Consider the following 19,306-nt stretch of genomic DNA (forward strand, 5'->3'; position numbering starts at 1 on the left):
CAAAGCGCCTGCCCGCGTGCTTTTCAGGCCAGGACGAGGTCATCTCGCCAGTCGATTCCGACCAGCGGCTCACTCGGGTCTGTCCGGTCCGGCAACGCCGTACGGTTCACCCCGAGACCGGGCACGTAGAGCAGTTCGGCGCCGACATACAGTAGTGGAACGTCGCGTTTCCACGCGGGTATCCCGCGCTCCTGGAACAGGTTTTTCAGCGTGCGGTTTCTGCTGACCGACGGGCTTGCAGACCGGCTTTCCGACGGGCTTATCAACGGACTTACCAACGGCGTAGCCAAAGCAGCGCCAGGCCGCATCCGCTCGCCGCCGCTGCGCGCGCGTGCGCTCAATGTCGCGCGACGCAGGACGCTCGCTGGAACAACTGCAGCGGCATCGCCTTCAGTCGCCGCGACGAACATGAAGGTTCCGCGCCACTGCGGCAAATGCCACACCGCCTCACCCTGCCACACGAGTTCGCTGACCGGACGATCGATCAACGCGGTTTCATCGGCGGCTTCGCTGCTATCGCCCGCCTCCCAATAGACGAGCCCGCGATAACAGCGCAACGCGCGACCGTCGTGATCGACACGCAGACGATGTCCCTCCCCGCTCGCGCCCACTTCGCGCAACTGCCGCAGGGCATCGTTGAGCCGTGCGCTCGATGCCGCCAGCAGACCCAGCGTGCGCATCCAGTAACGCAGCAGGTTGAGCGCGCGTTCGTCGTCGAGTGACAGCAGATCGTCGAGCACCAGAGCTTCGTCCGCATCGCGCGACATCGCTTCCATGTCGATACGCGCAAGCTCCTCGAGCAGGCGTTGCGCGGCCGCCGCATGCGCGGCCGTGCGCATCAGCGCGTCGCGAAATCCGGGAAAGTGAACGGCGAGCGCGGGCGTCACCTCGTGACGCAGCGCATTGCGCGCATAGCGCGTGTCGGCGTTCGATTCATCGTCGATCCAATGCAGACCGCGCTCGCTCGCGTAGCGCTCGAGTTGCGCGCGCAGCAGATGCAGCAGCGGCCGCACACGCACCGCAGCCGCACTCTCACTTGAACCGCGCGGCAGATGAACCGGCGCCATCGCCGCCAGTCCCGCCAGTCCCGCGCCGCGCAGCAACTGCAGCAACACCGTCTCGGCCTGATCGTCCGCGTGCTGCGCGAGCCATAACGTGGACACGCCGTGCGCCGCGCACATCTCGTCGAGCGCGCGATACCGCGCGTCGCGCGCACTGGCTTCGACGCTATGGCCCGCCGCGCGCGACACCGCGACACGGCGCGCGTCGAACTCGACGCCGCTCGCCTGCGCCAACGCTTCGCAGTGCACGAGCCACGCGTCGGCATGGCGGCTCAAACCGTGATGCACGTGCAGCGCGACACAGCGCGCGGCGCCGGCCACACGCACCGCGGCATCCAGCAGCACGCTCGAATCGACGCCGCCGCTCAATGCGATCGCCACGCGCGCCGATTCGGGCCGGGCGCGCAACGCCACATCGACCGCGTCGAGTACGAGGCGGTCGATGGACGATTCGGGAGTCGAAGTCATGAGAGCGGCGCACGCAGCGCCGTCTGACGGAAGAACGCGCGCGCGGGCTCAGGCACCCGGCGTGGTTTCCTTGAACTTGCCGTACGACATCAACCGGTCGAAACGGCGTTGACGCAGGTCGTTGATGCTCATGCCCTGGAACTGACGTAGCGAGTCTGCCAGTGCCCGGCGCAACATCGCCGCCATGCCCTTCGGATCGCGATGCGCGCCGCCGAGCGGCTCGTTGACGATCTTGTCGATCAATCCGAGCGCTTTCAACCGATGCGCCGTGAGACCGAGCGCTTCGGCCGCTTCCGGCGCCTTCGCCGCGCTCTTCCACAAAATCGATGCGCAGCCTTCCGGCGAGATCACCGAATAGGTCGAGAACTGCAGCATCAGCACGCTGTCGCCGACGGCAATGGCCAGCGCGCCGCCCGAACCGCCTTCACCGATGATCGTCGCGATCAGCGGCGTCTTGAGTTCGGCCATTACGTACAGGTTGTGGCCGATCGCTTCGGACTGGCCGCGCTCTTCCGCGCCGATGCCCGGGTAAGCGCCCGGCGTATCGATGAACGTGAAGATCGGCAGGCTGAATTTTTCCGCGAGGCGCATGAGCCGTTCTGCCTTGCGATAGCCTTCCGGACGCGGCATGCCGAAATTGCGCAACGCGCGCTCCTTCGTGTCGCGACCCTTCTGATGGCCAATCACCATGCAGGCCTGGCCGTTGAAACGCGCGAGGCCGCCGACGATCGACAGGTCGTCCGCATAGCTGCGGTCGCCGTGCAATTCGTGGAAGTCGGTGAACAGCTCGGCCACGTAGTCGAACGTGTACGGGCGTTGCGGATGACGGGCGATTTGCGAAACCTGCCACGGGCTCAGATTCGCGTAAAGATCTTTGGTGAGCTGTTGGCTCTTCTTGGACAGCCGCTCGATCTCTTCCGAAATATCGACGGCCGAATCGTCCTGCACGAAGCGCAATTCTTCGATCTTCGCTTCGAGTTCAGCGATCGGCTGTTCGAAATCCAGAAAGGTGGTCTTCATTGGTTGTAATCCTTGGACTTACCGGCAGCGCGTATTCTAACCGCGCGCGCCGATGTCAAAACCTTGTCGCAACTATCAAATTTTTACAATTGATAGCTTTTGAAAAAAGCCTGCTTCGGATAAGGCCGACCGGGCGCCGGCCGCCGGTCGCCGGCCGCCGGGCGCCGGCCGCCGGTTAGTAATCGACCGGCAGCGGATCCAGGCTGCGCCACATATACCAGGTGGCCACGGTGCGCCACGGCTCCCAGTTCGCCGCGACCTCGCGCGCCTCGCTGCGGGTGACCGGTTCGCCACTGAAGTAGTTGACGCTGATCGCACGAATCAGACCCAGGTCGTCGAGCGGCAATACATCGGGACGCGACAGATTGAAGATCAGGAACATTTCGGCCGTCCAGCGACCGATGCCGCGAATCTGCGTGAGTTCGGCGATCACCGCCTCGTCTTCCATCGACGTCCACTTGCCGACGTGCAAAGCGCCCGACACGAAATGCTGCGCGAGATCGAGCACGTATTCGGCCTTGCGTTTGGACAAGCCGCACGCCGTGAGCTTGTCCTGACCCAGCTTGATGAACTGCTGCGGCACGAGTTTCGGGCACGCGGCTTCGACCTTCGCCCACACCGCTTGCGCCGAGGCGACCGAAATCTGCTGACCCACCACCGAGCGCGCGAGCGTGACGAAGGGGTCGCCGCGACTGAGCAGATGCACCGGGCCGAACTTCGGAATCAGCTTCTTGAGAATGCGGTCGCGCTTCACCAGATCGGCGCACGCTTTGTCCCAATACGCCGGACGCGTGACTTCGGGTGTGAGGCCGCCGATCTGCACGGGAACCGCGACTTCGGCGCTGCCCGCAGTTTCCCCGCCCGCACCCGACGACGCGCGCGTCTTGCGCACGACTTCGCCTTCGTGGGTGTCGCGTGCGAGTTCCTGAACATCGTCGGCGAGCGCCGCGGGCAATGCGCCATTACTCTTGACGCCCGTAACAGCCGACGCGCGTTTGGCACTCGCCGGCGCCTTCGCACCCTTCGTGCCGTTCGTGCCGTTCACGCTGCTCGTGCCGTTCGCGCCATTCGTGCTGTTCGCGCTCCTGGTGCCCTTCACGCCGTTCGTCCGCTTGGCGGCAGGCGCATGCACGGACGCGCCGTTGAGCGCGCGCCTCGCAGTCGTTTTCTTCGCCGGCGTTGCCGGCTTCGCTGGAGCCGCCGCCGTAGCGCCGTTTTTGTGCGCCCCCGCAGCGGTCTTCGACGATGCCTTCTTTACCGCACCGTTGCCCTCGCGGGCCGATGTCCGTGTCGACTTCGCCGCGCCTGTTGCGTTTGTTTGAGACGTGGCTCGTTTAGCCGGCGTCTTCGTGGCCGTTGCCATCCTGCCTCCTGCCTGGCGAGTCGATCAAAGGGAAGTACGAGGTGCGCTCACACGCGCCGCCACTCGGTCGACCCGCCGGGTTTGTCTTCAAGTGCAACGCCGGCCTCGAGCAATTCGGCCCGGATCCGGTCTGCTGCCGCATAGTCCTTCGCCTGCTTGGCGGCCACGCGCGCGGCGATCTTCGCCTCGATCGCGGCGGGCTCGAGCGCGCCTTCGGCGGCTCCCGCTGCCTGCTGCAGGTATGCACGCGGTTCCCGGCCGAGCAGCCCGATTACGCGGCCAAGCGCGCGTAACTGTCGAGCCAGCGCGAGGTCGCGCGTGCGGTTCACTTCAGTTGCCAACTCGAACAAAACCGCTACGGCGACCGGCGTGTTGAAATCGTCGTTCATCGCCGCCTGGAAGCGCTGCGCGTACGCTTCGTTCCAGTCGGGCGCGGCGAGGTTCGCGGCGGCGTCCGCGCCGTGGTGCGTGCCGTCGTTCGTACTCACGTCTTTCAACGCGGTGTACAGACGCGTGAGTGCGTTGCGGGCGTCGTCGATATGCACGTCGCTGTAATTCAGCGGCGAACGATAGTGAGCCCGCGCGATGAAGAAGCGCACGACCTCGGCATCGTACTGCGCCAAAACTTCCCGGATAGTAAAGAAGTTGTTCAACGACTTCGACATCTTCTCATTGTCGATCTGTACGTAGCCGTTGTGCATCCAGTAATTGACGAAGGTTTGACCCGTCGCAGCTTCGCTTTGCGCGATTTCGTTTTCGTGGTGCGGAAACTGCAGGTCCTGGCCGCCGCCGTGAATGTCGAAATGGTCGCCGAGCAGCGTGCAGCCCATCGCCGAACATTCGATATGCCAGCCGGGCCGGCCGCGTCCGTACTTCGAATCCCAACCGGTGTCGGCCGGCTCTTCGGGCTTGGCCTGCTTCCACAACACGAAGTCGAGCGGATCGTCTTTCGCTTCGTTCGAGGCGACCCGCTCGCCCGCGCGCAAGTCTTCGAGCGACTTGCCCGACAGCTTGCCGTAGCCCGCGAATTTGCGCACCGCGTAGTTCACGTCGCCGTCGCTTGCCTGGTACGCGTAGCCGTTCGCTTCGAGCGTTTCGATCATGCCGAGCATTTGCGGAATGAAGTCGGTGGCGCGCGGCTCGTGGTCGGGTCGCTGGATGCCGAGCGCGTCCGCATCTTCGTGCAGCGCGGCGATGAAGCGGTCGGTGAGCGACTTGATGGTCTCGCCGTTCTCCACCGCGCGCCGGATGATCTTGTCGTCGATATCCGTAATGTTGCGCACGTAGGTGACGTTGTAACCGAGCGTTCGCAGCCAGCGCTGCACGATATCGAACACGACCATCACACGCGCGTGACCAACGTGACAATAGTCGTATACGGTCATGCCGCAGACGTACATCCGTACGACGCCTGCTTGCAGCGGCACGAAAGTTTGCTTGTCACGCGCGAGCGTGTTGTAGATGCGCAGTGATTCCATAGAGAGCGGTGCGTGGGTCGAAAGAAATCCGCCATGTGCTTCTTTGCGCGACGCATTCCGCGAAGAAGATGGCGGAGTTGTCGCGCACAGCTAAACCGGTGCAGCGGGTGCGGCGGTCAGGCTGCGTTCAGGGCGGAGACGACCACGAGTGGCGAAAAGACAGTTTGCGGTTCGACGATGATGTTCAAGCCAGGCCACGCTAAAGCAGGTGCTACCAAGCGTTCAACCAGGCGTTCATCGACACGCGCAGACCTTTTGTTAGAATGGCTCGGAGTATAACATCCAGACCCGAGCCTATGAAACCTTCAAGCGGCCGCGCGCGCAGCGCTGCGACCCTCGCCGCGACAGCCATCTGCGCGGTCGCCCTCACGCTTGTGCCAGGCCTCCCGGCGTTCGCGCAGAAAGCCAACGTCATGCCGCAAGGACCCGCCGTACGCGACAACACGCCGGAGATCGACGCGTCCATTTCGCAGAAAAACTGGCAGGCCTCGCTCACGCAACTCGACGCGCGCATCGCAGCGAATCCGCGTGACGCTCAGGCGAAATTCAAGCGCGGCACCGTGCTCGCTCACCTGAACCGCGACGACGAAGCCATTACCGCGTTCGTCGAACTCACCCAGCTCTACCCCGAACTTCCCGAGCCGTACAACAACCTGGCAGCGCTCTATGCGAAGCACGGTCGTTACGACGAAGCACGCGCCGCGCTCGAAACGGCCACCAAGGTGAATCCGGGTTACGGTCTCGCCTACGAGAATCTCGGCGACCTGTATCTGCGCCTCGCGAACCAGTCGTACCTGCGTGCGCAGAGTCTCGGCAAGGCCAGCGCGACCACTTCGCAGCGTCTCGCGGACATCCAGAAAATCGTCTCGCCGACGAGAGCCGCCACGCCGGTGCAGAGGGCTGCCTCGGCACCCGACGCCGCTACCACGCGCGCCGTGCCGAACATGACGCAAACGCCGAGCTTCCAGTTCGGCGGCGCCAACGGTTCGCTCGCCATGCCCCCTTATATGGCGCCGACGCAATAAGCCGGCGACGCGTCGTCGACACCCCGTTTTTATCCCGAGGATTTTCATGAAATGGTTGATGCTGGCGCTCGGTAGCGCCGCCCTGATCGCAAACGCTCCCGCCTTCGCGCAAGCGCCGGCCGCGCCGTCCGCCGCGCACCCGTCGGTGCTGCTCAAAACGTCCGCGGGCGATATTCGCGTCGAACTGTATCCCGAGAAGGCGCCCAAAACCGTCGCCAACTTTCTCGACTACGTGAAGTCCGGCCAGTACAGCGGCACGATTTTCCATCGCGTGATTCCGGGCTTCATGATTCAGGGTGGCGGCTATACTCAAAGCTTCGCCGAGAAGCCCACGCGCGCGGCCATTCCGCTCGAAAGCCGTAACGGCCTGAAGAACTCGGCCGGCACGCTCGCCATGGCGCGCACCAGCGATCCGAATTCCGCGACCGCGCAGTTCTTCATCAACACGGTGGACAACGCCGGGCTCGACTACCCCAATCCGGACGGCAACGGCTATGCGGTCTTCGGTAAGGTCACGAGCGGCATGGACGTCGTGAAGAAAATCGAAGCCACGCCGACCACCACGCGCGGCCCGATGAGCGACGTGCCGCAGAAGGCCATCGTGATCGAATCGGCCACGCTCGCCGGCAAGTAAAGACCCGAACGCAACGCGCATCATCCACGCCCTGGCGCGGCTCAACGTTATTTTTCACGACTCGCCGCGCCTTTTAACCACCCCGTTCATCAAAGGATTCCATCATGGTCGAACTGCATACGAACCACGGCGTCATCAAGCTCGAACTCGACGCTGAAAAAGCCCCCAAATCGGTCGAGAACTTTCTCAACTACGTGAAGGCCGGTCATTACGACAACACGGTGTTTCACCGCGTGATCGACGGCTTCATGATCCAGGGCGGCGGCTTCGAACCCGGCATGAAGCAGAAGCCGACGGCCGAGCCGATCACCAACGAAGCCAACAACGGTCTGAAGAACGTCAACGGTTCGGTCGCGATGGCGCGCACCAACGACCCGCACTCGGCCACGGCCCAGTTCTTCATCAACGTGAACGACAACGAGTTTCTGAACCACTCGTCGCCGACGCCGCAAGGCTGGGGTTACGCCGTGTTCGGCAAGGTGGTCGACGGTCTCGAGATCGTCGAGAAAATCCGCAAGGTCAAGACGGGTTCGAAAGGCTTCCATCAGGACGTGCCGAACGACGACGTCGTGATCGAAAAGGCTGTGATCGTCGACTAAGGTTTTAACCGGGCGCCCGTCGGGCGCCTGCTTTACAGCGGGTCGTCGCCGGCCCGTTCGAACTGACTCAGGCACCTTCGATGCTGCAAGAAACGCCGCTGCGAAGCGTCGCCGCGGGCGTGCCTGGCGAGGGCCCCCGCCCGCACGCCGCACGCCCTTATCTGTTTCTCTCCGACATTCATCTGAGCGAGGCGATCCCGCACACGGTCGTCGCGTTCGAGCACTTCATCCGCATCACCGCGCAGCAGGCCGATTCGGTGTTCATTCTCGGCGACCTGTTCGAGTACTGGATCGGCGACGACATGCTGGTCGAGCCGTTTGCCGCGCGCATGGCCGCGCTCCTGCATAGTCTGTCGGAGCGCGGTATCGCGCTCTACATCATGCATGGCAACCGTGACTTTCTGCTGGGCAAGCGTTTCATGAAAGCGGCCGGCGCGATCTGGTTGCCCGACCCGTTCGTGATCACCGCGTTCGGCACGCGCATCGCGCTCGCGCATGGCGATGCGCAATGTACGGCCGATCGCGGCTATCAGCTATTCCGCCGTTTCGCGCGCAGCCGCGTGGCTCAGACCTTGTTTCTCGCGTGGCCGTTTCGCTGGCGGCAGTCGCTCGCCGAGAACATGCGCTCGAAGAGCGAGCACGGCCGTTCGCGACCCGTGTCGCCGAAATACGATGTGACGGCCACGGGCATCGCCGCGTTATTCAGAAGATCGAAGGCGGCCACGATCATTCACGGACATACACACCGGCCCGCGATGCATCGCGAACCGGGCGGCACACGTTGGGTCTTGCCCGATTGGGATCTGGACCACGGCGAGCACCGCGGCGGTTATCTGCGTATCGATGCCGAAGGGATTCGGGCGTTGCCGCTCGAATAAACGCGCGGCGCGGCTTCAATGCCCGACGACGGCCCCTTCGACTTTCCCGTCGATCGCGGCCGACAGACGCCGCAAGTCGAGCAAGGCGGCGTCCGCTCCCTGCAGTCCTTCGAGACGGCTGCCTAAGCGCTCCAGCGCGCCGACCACTTCGTCGAGACGTCTGGCCTGCGTGGCCGCATGATCGATCAGACCGTGAATGGCCAGCGACACGGGATCGTCCGCATTCGGCGTGATGCCGTAGGCGCAGAACGCGCTGTTTTCAGTCGCGCATTTTGCGGCGCCAGGTGCGCTGCCGGGTGCGCTGCCGGGTGCGCTGCCGGATGCGATACCTTCCGCGGAATCGGTTATAGCCGGCGCCACCGCTGCCACCGCGGGCACGATGATTCGCGCGGGATTGCCCACTGCCGTGCCGCGCGCCGGCACCGGCCGCGTGACCACCGCATTCGAGCCGATCTTGGCTTCTGCTCCAATCGTAAAGCCGCCGAGCACCTTCGCCCCTGCCCCGACGATCACGCCGCGCTCGAGCGTCGGATGCCGCTTCGCGCCGCGCGTGAGCGACGTGCCGCCGAGCGTGACGCCCTGATAGATCGTGCAGTCGTCGCCGACCTGCGCAGTCTCGCCGATCACGACGCCCATGCCGTGATCGATGAAGACGCGCCGCCCGAGCGTCGCGCCCGGATGAATTTCGATACCGGTCATGAAGCGCGCCATCTGCGAGATGAAGCGCGCGAGCCAGCGGCGTTGCGCCTGCCAGCACGCATGTGCGAGGCGGTGCAGCACGAGCGCATGCAAGCCGGGATAACACGTGAGGACTTCCCAGGCGCTGCGGGCGGCGGGGTCGCGCTCGCGGATCGTGGCGATGTCTTCGCGAAGTCTCGTGAACATGGCAAGGACGCTGTGGGCAGCGGTGTGTGTGAAAGAAGGCCGGGTGCAGCCGCGCAACACTTTCGCTCGCGCGGTGCGCGGCCGGCGATATAGCAGACCGGCAGCTTTGCTTAGAACGTTTCGAGCGATTGTAGGGCCGTTCGCGCGAACCTTGCGGCAAGCCCACGCTGCCGGCAAGGTCGTCGTTATGACGTGACGCGAGGTGCGCCCGATGGTGAGCCCGATGGTGCACCCGATGGTGAGCTTGATCGTGCGCTCGATGGTGAGCTAGATGGGCGCTTAACGGCGGCTCAATCCCGCTTCCCGGCCTTCAGCAGAATGTGCTTGGCGATGCCGCGCACGATATTGACCTCTTCGCGTTCGAGCCCCGAGCGCGCGAACAGGCGCCGCAAACGCGACATCAGTTTCTTCGGATTGGCCGGATCGAGAAAGTCCAGCGCAACCAGCGCACTTTCCAGATGCGTGAACATGCTTTCGATATCGTCGCTAGGCGCGCGCCCCCCCGACAGCCCGTCGTGCGTCACACTCGACTGAGCGCTCGCCGCCACCGCAGCGGCGACGTCCTGCGCATCCAGATACGCGGTGCGCAGTTCATAAGCCAGCACTTGCACGGCCTGAGCGAGATTGAGCGAACTGTACGCGGGATTCGCCAGAATATGCGCGAGCGCGCTGCAGCGCTCGACGTCCTCGTTGGACAAACCCGTACGCTCGTTGCCGAACACCAGCGCGATCTCGCCACGCGCGGCCTGCTCGCGCGCGACACCCGCTGCCGCGCGCGGCGTCCATTGCGGCGGCCCGTATTCGCGCAGCCGGGCCGTCAGCGCGATCGACCAGTGCACGCCGGCGAGCGCGTCCGCGAGCGTCGGCACGACATGCGCGGATGCGAGCACGTCGTCGGCGCCGCTTGCCATCGCGATGGCTTCCGGATCGCGCTGAACCTGTGCCACCTTCGGCGACACCAGCACGAGGCGCGAGAATCCCATGGTCTTGAGCGCACGCGCCGCGGCGCCGACGTTGCCAGGATGGCTCGGTTCGACGAGCACGAAGCGGGTCGACGTGAACCCTCCACCCGATGGGAAATGAGCGTGGGGAACGAAGGATTCGGCGGATGAGCGGGGATGGTCCACGATGATATCGAGCAGGCTGAAGAACGCGTATGGTAGCGCCAAGCCGCCCTCGACCGACAGCGCCGTGCATCGGCGAAGTCCGCCCGGGCGTGCGAACTCAGGGGAAACCCGGCCGAAACTCAGGTAAAATACCGCGATTCGCGCCCGGCTCTGCACGGGCGCTTCGTTCTTATTCAATTCGTCTCCGTCGGCGGAATGCGCACCGTGTCTTTAATGGCGTGCGTTCCGTGCTGTTTTCGCGCCCGTTTGAGGGCGCCCAATTAGCGCACCCAGGCTTTGCTCAGGCGCTCGTATTCCGGTTAGCCGCCGCGGTCTGCAACCGTGGCGCCCCGGCACAAGGATCCAGTCTCATGCATCCCATGCTCAATATCGCTGTGAAGGCCGCGCGCCGCGCAGCACAAATCATCACCCGCGCGTCGCTCGACCTCGATCTCATCCAGGTCAGCAAGAAACAGCACAACGATTTCGTCACGGAGGTGGACAAGGCGTCCGAAGCGGCGATTATCGACACGCTCAAGACCGCTTACCCCGACCACGCCATCCTCGCCGAGGAATCCGGCAAGTCGGAAAACGAATCCGAATATCAGTGGATCATCGATCCGCTCGACGGCACCACCAACTTCATCCACGGCTTCCCGTACTACTGCGTGTCCATCGCGCTCGCGCACAAAGGCATCGTGACGCAAGCCGTTGTCTACGATCCGACCCGCAACGACCTGTTCACCGCCTCGCGCGGCCGCGGTGCATTCCTGAACGACCGCCGCATTCGCGTTGCCAAGCGCGACCGCCTGGCCGACGGCCTGATCGGCACGGGCTTCCCGTTCCGTGAAAAGGACGGCCTCGACGCCTACGGCCGCCAGTTCGCCGAAATGACCGAAGCCTGCGCCGGCCTGCGCCGCCCGGGCGCCGCCGCACTCGATCTGGCGAACGTCGCCGCCGGACGCATGGACGGTTTCTTCGAACAGGGCCTCAACGCTTGGGACGTGGCCGCAGGCAGCCTGTTGATCACCGAAGCGGGCGGCCTCGTCGGCAACTACTCGGGCGATTCGGACTTCCTGCATATCGGCGAGATCGTGGCCGGCAATCCGAAGGTCTACGCGCAAATGATTCCGATCCTGTCGCGCTACAGCCGCACCCGTCAGACGTCGGCCTAAGCTGCGTTGGACCGTGCGTCGGGCTGCGCGTCGGACCGTGCGTCGGATCATGATTCCGCGTAGAAACATCTGAATTCGACTGGATTCACGAGAAGCGGCTTCGGCCGCTTTTTCAATGGTGCGCCGAAATTGCGCCATGCCCGCGCTGCACTGCACGAGCGTTCGTGCTACAAAGCGGGAGGCCGCGCCAACGGCACTGTCAGGCCGGCGGCGTTTTCCACGTTTCGTACGTTTTGGGCGGTTTCGTTGCGCCCTGCCATGCGCCGGTTGTTTCGCGCAGCTTCCGATCCGCCTAATGAAAAAAGGTTTTTACACCATCATCGCGGCGCAGTTTATTTCGTCGCTGGCGGACAACGCTCTGCTGATCGCCGCCATTGCCTTGCTCTCGGTGATCCGTTCGGCCGCGTGGGTCACGCCGCTCCTGCAGATTTTCTTCACGGTCTCGTACGTCGTGCTCGCGCCGTTCGTCGGCGCGTTTGCCGATGCGCTGCAAAAGCGTCACGTGATGTTCGTCTCCAACGCGCTGAAAGCAAGCGGCTGTCTGATGATGATCGCGGGCGTGCATCCGATGATCGCGTACGGCGTGGTCGGTTTCGGCGCGGCTGCGTATTCGCCGGCGAAGTACGGGATTCTCACCGAGCTGCTGCCGCCGGAAAAACTCGTCAAGGCGAATGCGTGGCTCGAATCGGCGACGGTGCTCTCGACGATCGTCGGCACGATGGTGGGCGGTGCGTTGATCAGCACACTGGCCGACAAATTCGTCGCGCAGGCGCATCTGCCGCTGATCCGTTCGTCGGCCGATCTCGCGATGTTCGCGGTGATGGTCACGTATGCGATTGCCGCGGCCATCAACATTTTCATTCCCGACACGGGCGCGCGCTATCCAAACCGCCTGCACGAACCGAAGAAACTGGTCGGCGATTTTTATCATTGCTTCAACGTGCTGTGGGCGGACAAGCTCGCGCAAATCGCGTTATGGGTGACGACGCTGATGTGGGGCGGCGCGGTCACGTTGCAATTGCTGGTGCTCAAGTGGGCCAACGTCAATCTCGGCTTGAGCCTGTCGAAAGCGGCCGTGATGCAGGGCGTGACCGGCCTCGGCATCGCGGTCGGCGCGTCGGCCGCGGCCGGGCTCGTGCCGCTGCGCAGTTCGCTGAAAGTGCTGCCCGTGGGCATCGTGACCGGCGCCGTGGCGATTGCGATGGCGTTCTATAACAAGGACCTGTTTCCGGCTGGGTCGGGCATTCATATCGGCACGTACGTGCTGCCCATCTACATCCTGCTCGCTTACCCGCTGATGATTCTGCTCGGCGCGTTGTCGGGATTTTTCATCGTACCGATGAACGCTATCCTTCAGCATCGCGGCGCGACCTTGCTCTCGGCGGGACACTCGATCGCGGTGCAAAACTTCAACCAGAATCTGGCCGTGCTGCTGATGCTCGGCGCCTACGCACTGTTGCTCACGGCGAAGATGCCGGCGCAGTGGATCATCGTGGTGTTCGGCACGTTCATCACGTTCATGATGTGGCTCGCGAAGCGGCGCAGCGCGGTGAATGAAAAGATGGTGGATATGCGGGCGATGGTGGAGGAGTAAAGCGTGCGGGCAGCGCGGATCGATGCTCTGCCCGCACGAGAACTGGCCATCCGGCCAGGGTCCGCTCGCCACGTCGGCGGGTTAAACTCACGCCCTGAACAGCTTACGCAAGAAGACACCGAGGATGGGTATCCAAACCGCACAAACCGCCGCGGCCAGCGACGTCGCACAGCACACGCCCATGATGCAGCAGTACCTGCGCATCAAGGCGGAGCATCCGGACACGCTGGTGTTCTACCGGATGGGCGACTTCTACGAAGTGTTTTTCGAAGACGCCGAAAAAGCCGCGCGGCTGCTCGATCTGACGCTGACACAACGCGGCGCGTCGGCGGGCAATCCGATCAAGATGGCCGGCGTGCCGCATCATGCGGTCGAGCAATATCTGGCCAAGCTGGTCAAGCTCGGTGAATCGGTCGCGATCTGCGAACAGATCGGCGATCCGGCCACGTCCAAAGGCCCGGTCGAACGCAAGGTCGTGCGCGTGGTCACGCCGGGCACACTGACCGACGCCGCCCTGCTCTCCGACAAGAACGACGTCTACCTGATGGCGTTGTGCGTCGCGCACAATCGCCGCGGCGTGGCCACCAGCGTCGGGCTCGCATGGCTGAATCTGGCAAGCGGCGCATTGCGTCTGGCCGAAGTGGCGCCGGACCAGGTGGCCGCCGCGCTCGAACGGATTCGCCCCGCGGAGATTCTGGTGGCGGACACGTCGGCGGATTCGGCAAGTTGGGCGCCGCCGGTCACCTCAGGCGCCCTCACCCGCGTGCCGGTCTGGCATTTCGATACGGCCTCCGGCGCGCAGCGTCTTTGCGACCAGCTCGAAGTGGCCGGTCTCGACGGTTTCGGTGCGCATTCGCTGACCTGCGCGTGCGGCGCGGCGGGCGCGCTCCTGCTGTACGCCGCGGCCACGCAAGGCCAACAGTTGCGCCACGTCCGAAGCCTGAAAGTCGAATACGAGTCGGAATACATCGGCCTCGACCCCGCGACGCGCCGCAATCTCGAACTGACCGAGACCTTGCGCGGAACCGAGTCGCCCACGCTCTGTTCGTTGCTCGACACCTGCTGCACGACCATGGGCAGCCGATTGTTGCGGCACTGGCTGCATCATCCGCCGCGCGAGTCCGCAGTGGCGCAGGCACGTCAACAGGCGATCGGCGCCTTGCTCGACCCGCCGGCGCCGGCAGGCACCAGCGTCGACTCGTTGCGCGGCGCATTGCGGCAGATTTCCGATATCGAACGCATTACCGGACGGCTCGCATTGCTGTCGGCCCGGCCACGCGACCTGTCGAGTCTGCGCGATACGTTTCTCGCGCTGCCCGAACTGCGTCAGCAACTTGCCGCCGTCGCGCCGAATGCGGAGTCGCTGGCGCGCATCGATGCGTCGCTCGTGCCGCCTCGAGCCTGTGTCGAATTGCTGCAACGCGCGGTCGCGCCGGAGCCCTCGGCGATGGTGCGCGACGGCGGCGTGATCGCGCGCGGTTACGACGCGGAACTCGACGAGCTCAACGATATTTCGCAGAACTGCGGCCAGTTCCTGATCGACCTGGAAACGCGCGAACGCACGCGCACCGGCATCGGCAATCTGCGCGTCGAATACAACAAGGTGCACGGCTTCTATATCGAAGTCACGCGCGGCCAGACCGACAAGGTGCCGGACGACTATCGCCGGCGCCAGACCCTGAAAAACGCCGAGCGGTACATCACGCCGGAACTGAAAACGTTCGAAGACAAGGCCTTGTCGGCGCAGGAGCGCGCATTGGCGCGCGAACGCTCGCTATACGACGCGCTGCTGCAGGCACTGTTGCCCTTCATTCCCGACTGCCAGCGCGTGGCGCTCGCGCTCGCGGAACTGGATCTGCTGGCGGCGTTCGCCGAGCGTGCCCGCGCGCTCGACTGGGTCGCGCCCACCTTCTCGCCGGAACCCGGCATAGAGATCGAACAAGGACGGCATCCGGTAGTCGAGGCCCAGGTCGAGCAGTTCATCGCCAACGACTGCACGCTTACGCCCGAGCGCAAACTGCTGCTGATCACCGGGCCGAACATGGGTGGTAAGTCCACCTTCATGCGCCAGACCGCGCTGATCGCGCTGCTCGCTTACGTCGGCAGTTATGTGCCCGCGCAGCGGGCGAGGTTCGGCCCGATCGATCGCATCTTTACGCGCATCGGCGCGGCCGACGATCTGGCCGGCGGCCGCTCGACCTTCATGGTCGAGATGACGGAAGCCGCCGCGATCCTGAACGACGCCACGCCGCAAAGCCTCGTGCTCATGGACGAGATCGGCCGCGGCACGTCGACGTTCGACGGCCTCGCGCTGGCTTGGGCGATTGCGCGGCATCTGCTCTCGCACAACGGCTGCCACACGTTGTTCGCCACGCATTACTTCGAATTGACGCAGTTACCCGCCGAGTTTGCGCAGGCGGCCAACGTGCATCTGTCGGCCGTCGAACATGGTCATGGCATCGTGTTCCTGCATGCAGTCAGCGAAGGACCGGCCAATCAGAGCTATGGCCTGCAGGTCGCGCAACTCGCCGGTGTGCCGAACGCGGTGATTCGCGCCGCGCGCAAACATCTGGCGCATCTCGAACAGCAGTCGGCGGGACAACCCGCGCCGCAACTCGATCTGTTCGCGGCACCTCCGCCCATGCTGTTGGAAGATGCCGACGACTACGCGGCCGCCGAGAAGGAACCCGCGCTGTCGGCCGCCATGCAAACGCTCGTCGACCGTCTGCGCAGTATCGATCCCAACGATCTGCGTCCGCGCGAAGCGCTCGACCTGCTCTACGAACTGCACGAGATGGCTGGCGTGCCGGATGCGGATCATTGACGCAAAACGTCTGTCACCGCGCCCGCGCCGGTTACGCGCGGCGCTGACTCTCGTTCTGTCGGCCGCGCGCGGACTCGCGCCGCTCGCGGCCGTTTTACCACTCCTACTGTTGACTGCCGGCATCGCTTACGCGCTGCCGGCTCATGCCGAAGCGACGCGTTATACATTCGCGGTGATCGCCGGCACGATGCAAAGTCCCGCCGACGAAGCGCCGACGCAACGTCTGATCGACGCGATCGGCCGCGAGCGCGATCTTGCTTTCGTCGTCTACGACGGCAATCTGAAAGGCGCGAAAGAGGCTTGCGGCGACGCGCTGTTCGAACGGCGTCACGCACTGCTCGACACCTCGCGGCCGGCGCTCTTCTTCATTCCGGGTCAGCATGATTGGGCCGATTGCGGCACGGCCGAAGCGGGCAGTTTCGATCCGGTCGAGCGACTCGACCAGTTGCGTCAGACGTGGTTCGCCGATACGACGTCGATGGGTCAGAACCCCATTGCTTTGACACGGGAAAGCGAAGTGTCGCGCTTTCATCCGTTTCGGGAAAACGTGCGCTGGCAACTGGGCGACACGGTGTTCGTCGGCCTGAACGCGCCGAGCCCGAACAATCACTATCTGACTGCAGGCGGCCGCAATGGCGAATTCGAAGATCGGGTGATCGCCAATGCGTTCTGGCTCGAACACGCGGGCGAATATGCGAAGCGTCGTGACGCTCGCGCGGTGGTCGTGTTCATTCAGGGCGACCCTGACGCCGAACGCTACGAGCGGCCCGAACGCTTCGCATGGTTGCGCTTTACGCGCAACACGCGCCGCGACGGCTTTCTGGAATTCAAACGCAGCCTCGTGAAGCTCGCGCAGATTTTTCGCGGGCCGGTGCTGGTCGTGCATTGCGACGACGAACGCGCAAGCGCCGGCTTCGCTATCGACCAGCCGCTGCGCAACGACAAGGGCATGCTGGTGACGAATCTCACGCGCGTCGCATTCGCGCCGCGTGACCGTCTCAACCAGTGGATTCAGATAGAGGCGGATTTCAGCAGGAAGCCGCCGTTCCGCGTGAGCGTGCGCGACGTGCCGAAGCAGATGCCGATGCCTGCGCCGCTGTCTTCGTCAGCGTCACAGCCGGCTGTATCGCGGGATTCCTCGAGTGCCTCGATGCCCGCCATACCGTCGCCCGGGTCGGCCTCCGAAATGCCGCCGCTTTATCAGTCGCCGGGACAAGCTTCCTCCGAGCCACAGGAACTGGACCAGCAGTCGGGTCTTCCAGCGGATCAGGGAGGCGGCACCTACGGACCTGCGATGTCGGCGCCACCGGGAAGTGCTTCGCACGTTCCCGGCACGGCCGCCAGTTCAGTGCAGCGTGGGCCCTGACTTGTCTTCTTCGTCGTCCTCGTCGTCTTCGTCGAGCACTTCGAGGCCGTCGGCGCCATGCGCGTGTTCATGCGTGATTTCGTCTTCGGTAGCGGGACGCACGTCCTTTACCGTCAACGCAAAACGCAGTGCCATGCCGGCGAGCGGATGGTTACCGTCGAGCACGACTTTGTCTTCGGCTACATCGGTCACCACGTAGACGAGTGCGTCGAGATCTTCGTCGCCTTCTTCCGGTGTGCCTTCGAATTGCATGCCGACTTCGAGCGGTTCCGGGAAGCGTGTACGCGGCTCGATTTTCACGAGGTCGGGATCGTATTCACCGAATGCGTCTGCGGGCTCGAGCTGGATCTGGGTCTCGAAACCGGCCTCATGGCCGTCGAGCTCTTCCTCGATCTTGGGGAACGTGCCATCATAGCCGCCGTGCAGATAGACCATCGGCTCGTCGCTTTCTTCAATCAGGTTGCCCTGCGCATCCGACAGCTTGTAAGCGACCGACACGACGGTGTTCTTTGCGATTTTCATTCGACTCTCCAGATTACAGCGCACATTATACGATGCCCAAGCGGCCCACTGACCACCCGGCCGAGGCAGCTTCGGCACGGAATTCATCGCCGGCTTCAAGGCTCGCGCGACCCCAATCACCTGCACGCCCGAGCTTGCCTCCCTCACCCGACACACCCACTCCGCTGCTCGGCAATCTGACGCCGTCGCAATTCATGCGCCGGTACTGGCAGAAGAAGCCGCTTCTGATTCGCCAGGCCATTCCGAACGTCGAGGCGCCACTCACGCGCGATGAATTCTTCGCGCTCGCCGACCAGGACGAAGTCGAGGCACGTCTCATCACGCATGCCCGCAACAAGTGGCAACTCGAGCACGGCCCGTTCGCACCGGACGAGTTGCCCTCGCTCAGACAACGTGCGTGGACGCTGCTGGTACAAGGTGTCGATCTACACAACGATCGTGCCCGGGCGTTGCTCGACCAGTTCCGCTTCGTCCCGGACGCCCGTCTGGACGACCTGATGATTTCGTTTGCCACCGACGGCGGCGGCGTCGGACCACACTTCGACTCCTACGACGTGTTCCTCCTGCAAGTGAAAGGCAAGCGCCGCTGGAAGATCAGCGCGCAGAAAGATCTGACATTGCAAGCCGGTCTTCCTTTGAAAGTTTTACAGGACTTCAGGGCTGAAGAAGAGTGGCTGCTGGAGCCAGGTGACATGTTGTATCTGCCGCCGCACATCGCTCACGACGGCGTGGCTGAGGGCGAATGCATGACGTGTTCGATCGGTTTTCGGGCACCGTCGGCGAACGAGCTGACCGCGCAGTTCCTCTACCATCTGGCCGAGCGTGGCGAATCGAACGCGCCGTCCGGTGCGCTGTATCGCGACCCGCAGCAACCCGCGGTCGGGCACCCGGCGGAGTTGCCCGCCGCGCTCGTCGAACGGGTGGGCGCGATCCTTGCTCAGATCAAATGGAAAGAGCAGGACGTAGCGTCGTTCCTCGGTACCTACCTCAGCGAACCCAAGCCGAGCGTGGTCTTTGATCCGCCGCAAAAGCCGCTCAACGAAGTGCGTTTTATCGGGCAAGCGTCGAAGCTCGGCCTAAGGCTCGATCGCAAGACGAACTTGTTGTACAACCGCCGTTTTTTCTTCCTGAATGGAGAGGAAACGTCATTCGAAGGCGCAAAAAAGTGGTTGATTGAACTCGCTGATAACCGGTCCATGAGTGCGAAACGCTTTGTAACACTCTCAAACGAATCGTCGGTGACAGCATTGCTACACGAGTGGTATTGTGCGGGCTGGATACAAGTCGGCGAGCTTGCGTAACTCCGCC

The 19,306-nt window shown here is 63.8% G+C and carries 16 protein-coding genes; 9 read left to right on the forward strand and 7 right to left on the reverse strand.

The annotated features are described in order from the left end of the window. Window positions 1-23 precede the first annotated feature (23 nt). The 4 genes from tilS to cysS form a co-directional block, all read right to left on the reverse strand. Window positions 24-1,529 carry a tRNA lysidine(34) synthetase TilS gene (tilS, locus tag FQ746_RS25585; RefSeq protein WP_144112576.1) on the reverse strand — a complete coding sequence of 502 codons (1,506 nt, stop codon included), beginning with the start codon at window positions 1,527-1,529 and terminating at the stop codon, window positions 24-26. Window positions 1,530-1,577: 48 nt separating this feature from the next. Beyond that, entirely contained in the window at window positions 1,578-2,549 is a 972-nt protein-coding gene (locus FQ746_RS25590; protein ID WP_144112577.1) for an acetyl-CoA carboxylase carboxyltransferase subunit alpha, read from the reverse strand. Between the two features lie 175 nt (window positions 2,550-2,724). Continuing rightward, window positions 2,725-3,912, reverse strand: coding sequence for a DNA-3-methyladenine glycosylase family protein (locus tag FQ746_RS25595; protein ID WP_144112578.1), 1,188 nt, complete (start codon window positions 3,910-3,912; stop codon window positions 2,725-2,727). 47 nt (window positions 3,913-3,959) lie between these two features. Then, complete coding sequence (gene cysS, locus FQ746_RS25600; RefSeq protein ID WP_144112579.1) at window positions 3,960-5,390, reverse strand: cysteine--tRNA ligase; 1,431 nt, start codon at window positions 5,388-5,390, stop codon at window positions 3,960-3,962. Between the two features lie 296 nt (window positions 5,391-5,686). Here cysS and FQ746_RS25610 point away from each other — a divergent pair, with 296 nt between their 5' ends. The 4 genes from FQ746_RS25610 (at window position 5,687) to FQ746_RS25625 (ending at window position 8,526) form a co-directional block, all read left to right on the forward strand. After that, complete coding sequence (locus FQ746_RS25610) at window positions 5,687-6,415, forward strand: tetratricopeptide repeat protein (RefSeq protein WP_144112580.1); 729 nt, start codon at window positions 5,687-5,689, stop codon at window positions 6,413-6,415. Window positions 6,416-6,461: 46 nt separating this feature from the next. Next, window positions 6,462-7,049, forward strand: a complete 588-nt coding sequence (locus FQ746_RS25615) for a peptidylprolyl isomerase (RefSeq protein WP_144112581.1) — start codon at window positions 6,462-6,464, stop codon at window positions 7,047-7,049. A 104-nt stretch (window positions 7,050-7,153) separates the two neighbouring features. Next, the gene (locus FQ746_RS25620) at window positions 7,154-7,648 is read left to right on the forward strand and encodes a peptidylprolyl isomerase (RefSeq protein WP_144112582.1); all 495 of its coding nucleotides are present in this window, start codon (window positions 7,154-7,156) and stop codon (window positions 7,646-7,648) included. Between the two features lie 80 nt (window positions 7,649-7,728). Then, window positions 7,729-8,526, forward strand: coding sequence for a UDP-2,3-diacylglucosamine diphosphatase (locus FQ746_RS25625; protein WP_144112583.1), 798 nt, complete (start codon window positions 7,729-7,731; stop codon window positions 8,524-8,526). A 15-nt stretch (window positions 8,527-8,541) separates the two neighbouring features. On the opposite strand, the gene cysE is transcribed toward FQ746_RS25625, so the two are convergent. Both cysE and FQ746_RS25635 read right to left on the reverse strand, forming a co-directional pair. Beyond that, window positions 8,542-9,411, reverse strand: a complete 870-nt coding sequence (gene cysE / locus FQ746_RS25630) for a serine O-acetyltransferase (RefSeq protein WP_144112584.1) — start codon at window positions 9,409-9,411, stop codon at window positions 8,542-8,544. Window positions 9,412-9,701: 290 nt separating this feature from the next. Beyond that, window positions 9,702-10,538, reverse strand: coding sequence for an RNA methyltransferase (locus FQ746_RS25635; RefSeq protein ID WP_260854172.1), 837 nt, complete (start codon window positions 10,536-10,538; stop codon window positions 9,702-9,704). 350 nt (window positions 10,539-10,888) lie between these two features. On the opposite strand from FQ746_RS25635, the gene FQ746_RS25640 reads away from it, so the two are divergent. The 4 genes from FQ746_RS25640 (at window position 10,889) to FQ746_RS25655 (ending at window position 17,476) form a co-directional block, all read left to right on the forward strand. Beyond that, window positions 10,889-11,692, forward strand: coding sequence for an inositol monophosphatase family protein (locus FQ746_RS25640; RefSeq protein ID WP_144112769.1), 804 nt, complete (start codon window positions 10,889-10,891; stop codon window positions 11,690-11,692). Between the two features lie 295 nt (window positions 11,693-11,987). Continuing rightward, window positions 11,988-13,286 (forward strand): lysophospholipid transporter LplT, encoded by a 1,299-nt coding sequence (gene lplT, locus FQ746_RS25645; protein WP_144112585.1) that lies wholly within the window; start codon window positions 11,988-11,990, stop codon window positions 13,284-13,286. A 124-nt stretch (window positions 13,287-13,410) separates the two neighbouring features. After that, a complete protein-coding gene (gene mutS, locus FQ746_RS25650; protein WP_144112586.1) occupies window positions 13,411-16,110 on the forward strand; it encodes a DNA mismatch repair protein MutS in 2,700 nt (899 codons plus the stop codon). Then, window positions 16,097-17,476, forward strand: coding sequence for a hypothetical protein (locus FQ746_RS25655; RefSeq protein WP_144112587.1), 1,380 nt, complete (start codon window positions 16,097-16,099; stop codon window positions 17,474-17,476). The genes mutS and FQ746_RS25655 overlap by 14 nt, the downstream gene beginning before the upstream one ends. Here FQ746_RS25655 and FQ746_RS25660 read toward each other — a convergent pair. Next, the gene (locus FQ746_RS25660; RefSeq protein WP_144112588.1) at window positions 17,456-17,998 is read right to left on the reverse strand and encodes a peptidylprolyl isomerase; all 543 of its coding nucleotides are present in this window, start codon (window positions 17,996-17,998) and stop codon (window positions 17,456-17,458) included. The two genes, FQ746_RS25655 and FQ746_RS25660, sit on opposite strands and share 21 nt — an antisense overlap. Window positions 17,999-18,030: 32 nt before the next feature. Here FQ746_RS25660 and FQ746_RS25665 point away from each other — a divergent pair, with 32 nt between their 5' ends. After that, complete coding sequence (locus FQ746_RS25665; protein ID WP_144112770.1) at window positions 18,031-19,299, forward strand: cupin domain-containing protein; 1,269 nt, start codon at window positions 18,031-18,033, stop codon at window positions 19,297-19,299. The last annotated feature ends 7 nt before the right edge of the window (window positions 19,300-19,306 follow it).

It is taken from the genome of Paraburkholderia sp. BCC1886 (genome assembly GCF_900996245.1).
Taxonomy (GTDB): Bacteria; Pseudomonadota; Gammaproteobacteria; order Burkholderiales; family Burkholderiaceae; genus Paraburkholderia.

What these genes read in the sequence shown, in the direction of transcription:
- tilS (WP_144112576.1), bottom strand. Translation starts at nt 1,529, where the DNA reads ATGACTTCGACTCCCGAATCGTCCATCGACCGCCTCGTACTCGACGCG.
- FQ746_RS25590 (WP_144112577.1), bottom strand. Translation starts at nt 2,549, where the DNA reads ATGAAGACCACCTTTCTGGATTTCGAACAGCCGATCGCTGAACTCGAA.
- FQ746_RS25595 (WP_144112578.1), bottom strand. Translation starts at nt 3,912, where the DNA reads ATGGCAACGGCCACGAAGACGCCGGCTAAACGAGCCACGTCTCAAACA.
- cysS (WP_144112579.1), bottom strand. Translation starts at nt 5,390, where the DNA reads ATGGAATCACTGCGCATCTACAACACGCTCGCGCGTGACAAGCAAACT.
- FQ746_RS25610 (WP_144112580.1), top strand. Translation starts at nt 5,687, where the DNA reads ATGAAACCTTCAAGCGGCCGCGCGCGCAGCGCTGCGACCCTCGCCGCG.
- FQ746_RS25615 (WP_144112581.1), top strand. Translation starts at nt 6,462, where the DNA reads ATGAAATGGTTGATGCTGGCGCTCGGTAGCGCCGCCCTGATCGCAAAC.
- FQ746_RS25620 (WP_144112582.1), top strand. Translation starts at nt 7,154, where the DNA reads ATGGTCGAACTGCATACGAACCACGGCGTCATCAAGCTCGAACTCGAC.
- FQ746_RS25625 (WP_144112583.1), top strand. Translation starts at nt 7,729, where the DNA reads ATGCTGCAAGAAACGCCGCTGCGAAGCGTCGCCGCGGGCGTGCCTGGC.
- cysE (WP_144112584.1), bottom strand. Translation starts at nt 9,411, where the DNA reads ATGTTCACGAGACTTCGCGAAGACATCGCCACGATCCGCGAGCGCGAC.
- FQ746_RS25640 (WP_144112769.1), top strand. Translation starts at nt 10,889, where the DNA reads ATGCATCCCATGCTCAATATCGCTGTGAAGGCCGCGCGCCGCGCAGCA.
- lplT (WP_144112585.1), top strand. Translation starts at nt 11,988, where the DNA reads ATGAAAAAAGGTTTTTACACCATCATCGCGGCGCAGTTTATTTCGTCG.
- mutS (WP_144112586.1), top strand. Translation starts at nt 13,411, where the DNA reads ATGGGTATCCAAACCGCACAAACCGCCGCGGCCAGCGACGTCGCACAG.
- FQ746_RS25655 (WP_144112587.1), top strand. Translation starts at nt 16,097, where the DNA reads ATGCGGATCATTGACGCAAAACGTCTGTCACCGCGCCCGCGCCGGTTA.
- FQ746_RS25660 (WP_144112588.1), bottom strand. Translation starts at nt 17,998, where the DNA reads ATGAAAATCGCAAAGAACACCGTCGTGTCGGTCGCTTACAAGCTGTCG.
- FQ746_RS25665 (WP_144112770.1), top strand. Translation starts at nt 18,031, where the DNA reads ATGCCCAAGCGGCCCACTGACCACCCGGCCGAGGCAGCTTCGGCACGG.